This window comes from Flavobacterium limnosediminis JC2902, from assembly GCF_000498535.1.
Lineage (GTDB): Bacteria > Bacteroidota > Bacteroidia > Flavobacteriales > Flavobacteriaceae > Flavobacterium > Flavobacterium limnosediminis.
Map to the genome: position 1 here is coordinate 1 of NZ_AVGG01000047.1, position 5,621 is coordinate 5,621.

Sequence of the window (5,621 nt, forward strand, 5' to 3'; positions counted from 1 at the left end):
GCTAGATACTTGAATCCACCGTTACGCAAATGAAGAAACTAGCAATTCTAACTGCAACATTAATGATTTTTTCTTCTTGCAAAGAGCACGTTGATAAATCTAATTTATCACATCACGAACAACATCCGGGCTGTAAACACGAAGAAGAACTTGGAAAAGTAAGAGATACGTTTAACTTAAAATTAATCTCACTTTACAATTCAAATTTGCCAGTTGCCAAATTGATTTCTAAATCCGATAGTTTGATTAAAGATTTCAAGGAATCCAATTCTGACCTTCATACTGATATTGCTTTTCTATGTGAAGCACAAATAAATTACTTTAACGCAGAAATGCTTTATAAGAATGGATACTACCAAAAATCTATTAATGAACTACATAAATCAAACCCTTTTGGAAACAGTACTGGAGATATTGCTGCTGGAATAGCTGCAAATTACATAAAGTTGGAAGAATTTGATAAAGCTAAGATATTTGTAGATAGTATCGGTAAGGGTTACTATCTATATGAGTATGCATTAGCTAATTATTACGAAACTATAAAAGCCAAAAACGAAGCGGTAAAAATTTATAAAAATATAATTGATAGAAAATCTCATCAAGAACGATTTTATTATAAGTCTTCAGCATTACGATTAGAGGAATTAGAAAGAGAAAATCCGACATTTTTACATGAAATTATATTTCCGACAAGAAAACCTCGTGACGAAACTTTTAAAAAATAATTTAATATTAAAACGGCACATAACAGCGGTTTTGTGCAAGTGGGGTTTTAGGGATTTATCGGTAATCTTAGTGTTTGTATTTCTTCTTTAAAAAGAAGTTTTTTCTTTACTACTTTTCGGTATATTTGTAAACATCAGTAACAAAAATCCCCACCTGACACAAAGCCGGCGGGACGTTGTGCGACATACTAAACCAAAATCACGAAAAATTCATGTTGGAAAATTTCTGGAAAAAAGAGAATAATTTCGAAAATATTAATCCTCAATATAAAGCATTATTAACTCTTCTAATGATTGTTCTATTTATTTGCTTTGTAGCACTCTCTTCCAATTTGTTTGAACAAAATAAAAAAAGATTGGAAATGGAACTTGACCTTGAATATAATGATGTAGTAATTGAAAAAGGTCGTGATAAAAATAATCGAAACAATCCATATTTAATTCTTTCCAAAACAAATCTTTATCATGAAGACAGCATTATCTGGGCTAAAATTGATGTTGGAGACTCTCTAATAAAGCAAAAAAAATCTTCATTATTGAAAGTAATAAAAAAAGATACCGTAATTATTTTGGATTATAAAGATGTTTACAAATATTGGGATAATATTTATAGAAATGAAAGATAGAAAAACGTAGATAAGTACGATCGCACAACAGCGGTTTTGAGCAAGTGGGGCTTTAGGGCAAAATTTAAAGTTGGTTTTGTATTTGTAAACTAAATCTTTAATTTATACTTTTGGGAAAACAATCCCCCACCTTCTCAAAGCCGGCGGGACGTTAACTGCAAGTTCGACAAAACTGTATTGAAAAACCAAGATTATGAAAAACTTAATAATTATTTGTTCTGTTCTGTTTACTTTTTTTACCAAAAACCAAGAGGTAAAATTGCATGGAAAATACAAAATGGAATACGAAACGAAATATAAAGAACAAAACTGTATTATAACCTTTAATGATAGTTTATATTCAAGAAAACTCCCAAATGGAAAAACTATCAAGGGTAAAGTAACTTATTGGAAACATCACATATCTCTTAAAGACGAAAAAACTAATTTGCAAATGGATTTCGCAAAAATGCAAATTGGAAGAGATACAATTTTCTTTGGAACCACAGATGTCACTATTGCCAAAAATGACTCAGATACTTTTATAGATAGTGCAAGATTAATAAAACTAAAATAAAGAACCAGCAGTTAACAGCGGTTTGCAGCAAGTGGGGTTTTAGGGAAAAACCAAACTTCTTTTTGTATATTTGGCTTTAGGAATAAACAAACTAAAGGTACAAAAATCCCCACCTGCAGCAAGCCGGCGGGACGTTGGCAGCAACCTTAACTCAACAAAACGCAGAAAAAATAAGAAAATAAAAAAGAGGGCTTATGCCCCCTTTCTCATTCATCCTTTCTGATGGTAATTACAATATCGTCATCCAATTTATATTCACCTTTCTTGTAGATGTCTTTATTTGGTAAAATGACTTCGTAAGTATAAATTCCTTTCGGAACGTTGAAAATACATTCCTTACCGTCGTTTTGAATTACCATTTCTTTTTTCACATCATTATCTTCCGAATCCTTACCTGTAATTCTAAATGTAATCTTATCAGCAAGTTTATTTTTAACACAAAGACTTTCAACATCTTTACTGTCTTTTTGTGGATCAGATTTTGCCACTTTAAATATAGAAAATCCAGCAGCTAAAACTTCACCTGCTTTTAGTACCTTGTCGAAATCGGATTGTGAAAACATTGGGATAGAAAACAATAATATACTACAAAAAACATATTTTATTTTCATTCATATTGAATTAAAAAATCAATTTTGAAAAAAGTAAAATAATGCAATCCCTATTGAGGCAATAACACCTCCAATAACTAAATATAGTTTTGTTCTATTAAGATTATTTTCCTTTTTATCAATGATGATTGTATTGATAAAGCTTACTATTGAAATTAGTAATAAAGATAGAACTAATATCAGCGTTTGATTTGAATATCTATTATTGTCAAAATATAAAACTATTAACATTAATACAAAACAAAAAAACGGGATTTTACTTGTTGCTTTTTTCATGATTTTATTTATAAAATTATTCTCTTATACAATTTAACCTCTAATGCAATCTTGGTAATCTAAATTACAATTGTCAAGCATAAGATAATGGGCACCTGTCGCTGCACTATGGCACATTAAACCTATAATAATTGTTACATCAGCAGGTCCACACGCAATATGTGCCCCAACAGCTACCGCAAGTGCTAATCCATGACAATTTCTTAATCTTCTTCCACAATTTGTACCTGCCATGCCAATAGTACCAATTGTATCCATTTTATACATTGTAAAACCAGCATCAAATAAATCAGCTAATTCTTCTTGGGTATATTGTGATAAGGTGTATCTGTTTTCTAATTTTTCTAGTAAATTAGCTTGCAAAGCTAAATTTGAAATATAAGCATCATATGATTCATAACCTAAATATTCATGAATGTCTTTAATTTCGTTTTCATCAATTTTATCATCTGACATTAATTCTTTAATCTTGTTATAGTCTTTCGGTAATTTTACTTCTTTGTCATAAGCGATTAAATATGCTTCAAAGTCAGAGTCGTTTAAAATTTTATCAAAATCTTGTGAAAAAGAAACACTTGATACTAAAATAGTAGCAATTAAGCTAAATAATAATTTTTTCATTATATTCGTTTTTTAAATTTATAATTGCAGTCTTACTTTATGTCGTCCAAAACATTTTACTGTAAGGCTGCTTTTTTATTTTTGGTTGGTAACTCGTTACATTTGAAAACCCAACCTTTTATTTTCAAATGTTTTTAAAGGGTAGCAAATCCTTTTTTGTAATTACAATTTTTAAGTGGGGCAAAACTATAACATATTGAAAAACAATGCAATCACCAAAATTAGTGATATTGCATATCACTAATTTTGGTGAGAGGAAATGCCTTACTATTTTGACATAGGTTTTTAAACAATTACTTTTTCAACTTTAAACATTGAAAATCAATACATTAAACAAATAAACCTTTATATGTTTTTACATATTAAATTGTAGATAAAAATACCATATGTAATCCAATTCATTCTTTTTATTGTTTTAATTTATATTTTTACAACAAAATATATCATTTAACCAATTTAATTTTAAAACAATTTTATGGCGTCAACATCAGAAACAGGACACGCAAAAAACGTTGCAAACTTTCAAGACCTTATTGCATTTGTTACAGGATATGGAACAACCTACAATCCCTCAAAGAACACCTTAAAAATTCCACAGCTAAACACAATAGCTACAACATCACAAACCAAATTAGCTGATGTTATTACTAAAAACACAGCTTACAATAATGCTGTCAATGATAGAATAATTACTTTCACAGGGTTAAAATCATTATCAACAAGATTGGTAAATGCACTAGAAACAACGAATGCCCCAAAAGAGAAAATCAGCGATGCAAAAGGTTTTAATCGCAAAATGCAAGGCAGAAGAGCTTCCACAGTACAAACACCTTCCGACACTAATGCTCCTGCCCCACCCACTATAAGTACTAGCCAACAATCTTACGACCAATTAATTCAACACTTTGCAGGCTTAATTTCAGTACTACAGTCTGAAACCAGTTACACTCCAAACGAAAATGATTTGAAATTAACGGCTCTAACTGCCAAACAAACTGATTTAACAACCAAAAATAATGCGGTTGCCACCGCATATGCTTCAATCAGCAATTCAAGAATTTCTCGTGACAAAACATTATACGACGATACAACAGGGTTAGTTGACATTGGAACAGAAGTGAAAAAATACATCAAATCAGTTTATGGCGCTACAAGCCCTGAATATGCACAAGTAAGAGGTATTGAATTTAAAAAAGTGAAGAAATAAGCTAACTGCAATTTAATATCTCGCTACCCCATTTAGAATTTTCTAAACTGCGTTTAGAAAATTCCCTACTGCACTTTGATATTTTCTTACTGCGAAAAGAAATATCCTTACTGAAAATTAAAAACTCCTTACTGCGATTAAATATATTCTAACTGCGGTAAGGTTTTTTTCTACTGCGACTATAAAACTCGTTACTGCAAAGTAATTTTTCTCTACTGCGGGTATATTTTTGTTTACTGCGGAAAAATAAAAGGCAGCTGCCAACAGGGGTTTTATGCAAGTGGGGTTTTAGGGCAAAACTCAAACATCTTTTTGTATATTTGGCTTTAGTAATAAACAAACTAAAGGAATAAAAGTCCCCACCTGCATAAAGCCCCGGGACGTTGTAGGCAATGCTAAAAAAACGCGATGAAAAAGAGAAATCTATATTTGATTTTCATAATATTTTTTGCAATTAACAGTTGCGCTTGGCTTGATGAAAGCCAACATCAAAAAATTGTTGGTGAATATGAAATTGGATGGAATGATTTGGAATCTAACAGATCGATTTCTAAACCCATAAAAAATTGTGACGGATGTTATGAAGTAATTGTAAATAGTTACGTGTATGCTGTAGGACATAATGAAAAGTATATTATTGCAAAACAACTTAACTATCCTGAAAGTGAAACATATTACTACATAATTGACATTGAGAAAAATAAAAAATCCAGTCAAAATGGAATTATTGGACCACTCAATGGAACCGAATTTGAAAAAACCATAAAAGATTTACAAATAGTAAACTTAAAATTCGATTTAAATTTTGACAAGGAACCTAGAAACTAGCACTGCCTACAACAGCGGTTTGCAGCAAGTGGGGTTTTAGGGAAAACTCCAACATTTTTTCATATATTTGGCTTTAGGAATAAACAAACTAAAGGAACAAAATCCCCACCTGCAGCAAGCCGGCGGGACGTTAGCGGTAATTTTTTGACCAACGAGGTGAATTCAAGAACC

8 protein-coding genes are annotated in these 5,621 nt (G+C 30.9%); 5 read left to right on the forward strand and 3 right to left on the reverse strand.

Features of this window, described 5'->3' with window-relative positions; genetic code table 11:
* Positions 1–29: 29 nt before the first annotated feature.
* The 3 genes from FLJC2902T_RS15505 to FLJC2902T_RS15515 all read left to right on the forward strand — a co-directional run bounded on the left by FLJC2902T_RS15505 (position 30) and on the right by FLJC2902T_RS15515 (position 1,907).
* Positions 30–725 carry a hypothetical protein gene (locus FLJC2902T_RS15505; protein ID WP_035679293.1) on the forward strand — a complete coding sequence of 232 codons (696 nt, stop codon included), beginning with the start codon at positions 30–32 and terminating at the stop codon, positions 723–725.
* A 212-nt stretch (positions 726–937) separates the two neighbouring features.
* Positions 938–1,351, forward strand: coding sequence for a hypothetical protein (locus FLJC2902T_RS15510; RefSeq protein WP_023580754.1), 414 nt, complete (start codon positions 938–940; stop codon positions 1,349–1,351).
* A gap of 193 nt (positions 1,352–1,544) precedes the next feature.
* Positions 1,545–1,907: a hypothetical protein gene (locus FLJC2902T_RS15515; protein WP_035679303.1), complete on the forward strand. Its 363-nt coding sequence runs from the start codon at positions 1,545–1,547 to the stop codon at positions 1,905–1,907.
* A gap of 206 nt (positions 1,908–2,113) precedes the next feature.
* On the opposite strand, the gene FLJC2902T_RS15520 is transcribed toward FLJC2902T_RS15515, so the two are convergent.
* The 3 genes from FLJC2902T_RS15520 to FLJC2902T_RS15530 form a co-directional block, all read right to left on the reverse strand.
* A complete protein-coding gene (locus tag FLJC2902T_RS15520; protein WP_023580757.1) occupies positions 2,114–2,470 on the reverse strand; it encodes a hypothetical protein in 357 nt (118 codons plus the stop codon).
* A 66-nt stretch (positions 2,471–2,536) separates the two neighbouring features.
* Positions 2,537–2,794 carry a hypothetical protein gene (locus tag FLJC2902T_RS15525; protein WP_155958930.1) on the reverse strand — a complete coding sequence of 86 codons (258 nt, stop codon included), beginning with the start codon at positions 2,792–2,794 and terminating at the stop codon, positions 2,537–2,539.
* A gap of 33 nt (positions 2,795–2,827) precedes the next feature.
* Positions 2,828–3,415: a hypothetical protein gene (locus FLJC2902T_RS15530; protein ID WP_023580758.1), complete on the reverse strand. Its 588-nt coding sequence runs from the start codon at positions 3,413–3,415 to the stop codon at positions 2,828–2,830.
* A gap of 475 nt (positions 3,416–3,890) precedes the next feature.
* Between FLJC2902T_RS15530 and FLJC2902T_RS15535 the strand changes: the two genes are divergently transcribed.
* Both FLJC2902T_RS15535 and FLJC2902T_RS15540 read left to right on the forward strand, forming a co-directional pair.
* Positions 3,891–4,622, forward strand: coding sequence for a hypothetical protein (locus tag FLJC2902T_RS15535; RefSeq protein WP_023580759.1), 732 nt, complete (start codon positions 3,891–3,893; stop codon positions 4,620–4,622).
* A 408-nt stretch (positions 4,623–5,030) separates the two neighbouring features.
* The gene (locus tag FLJC2902T_RS15540; protein WP_023580760.1) at positions 5,031–5,450 is read left to right on the forward strand and encodes a hypothetical protein; all 420 of its coding nucleotides are present in this window, start codon (positions 5,031–5,033) and stop codon (positions 5,448–5,450) included.
* Positions 5,451–5,621 lie beyond the last annotated feature (171 nt).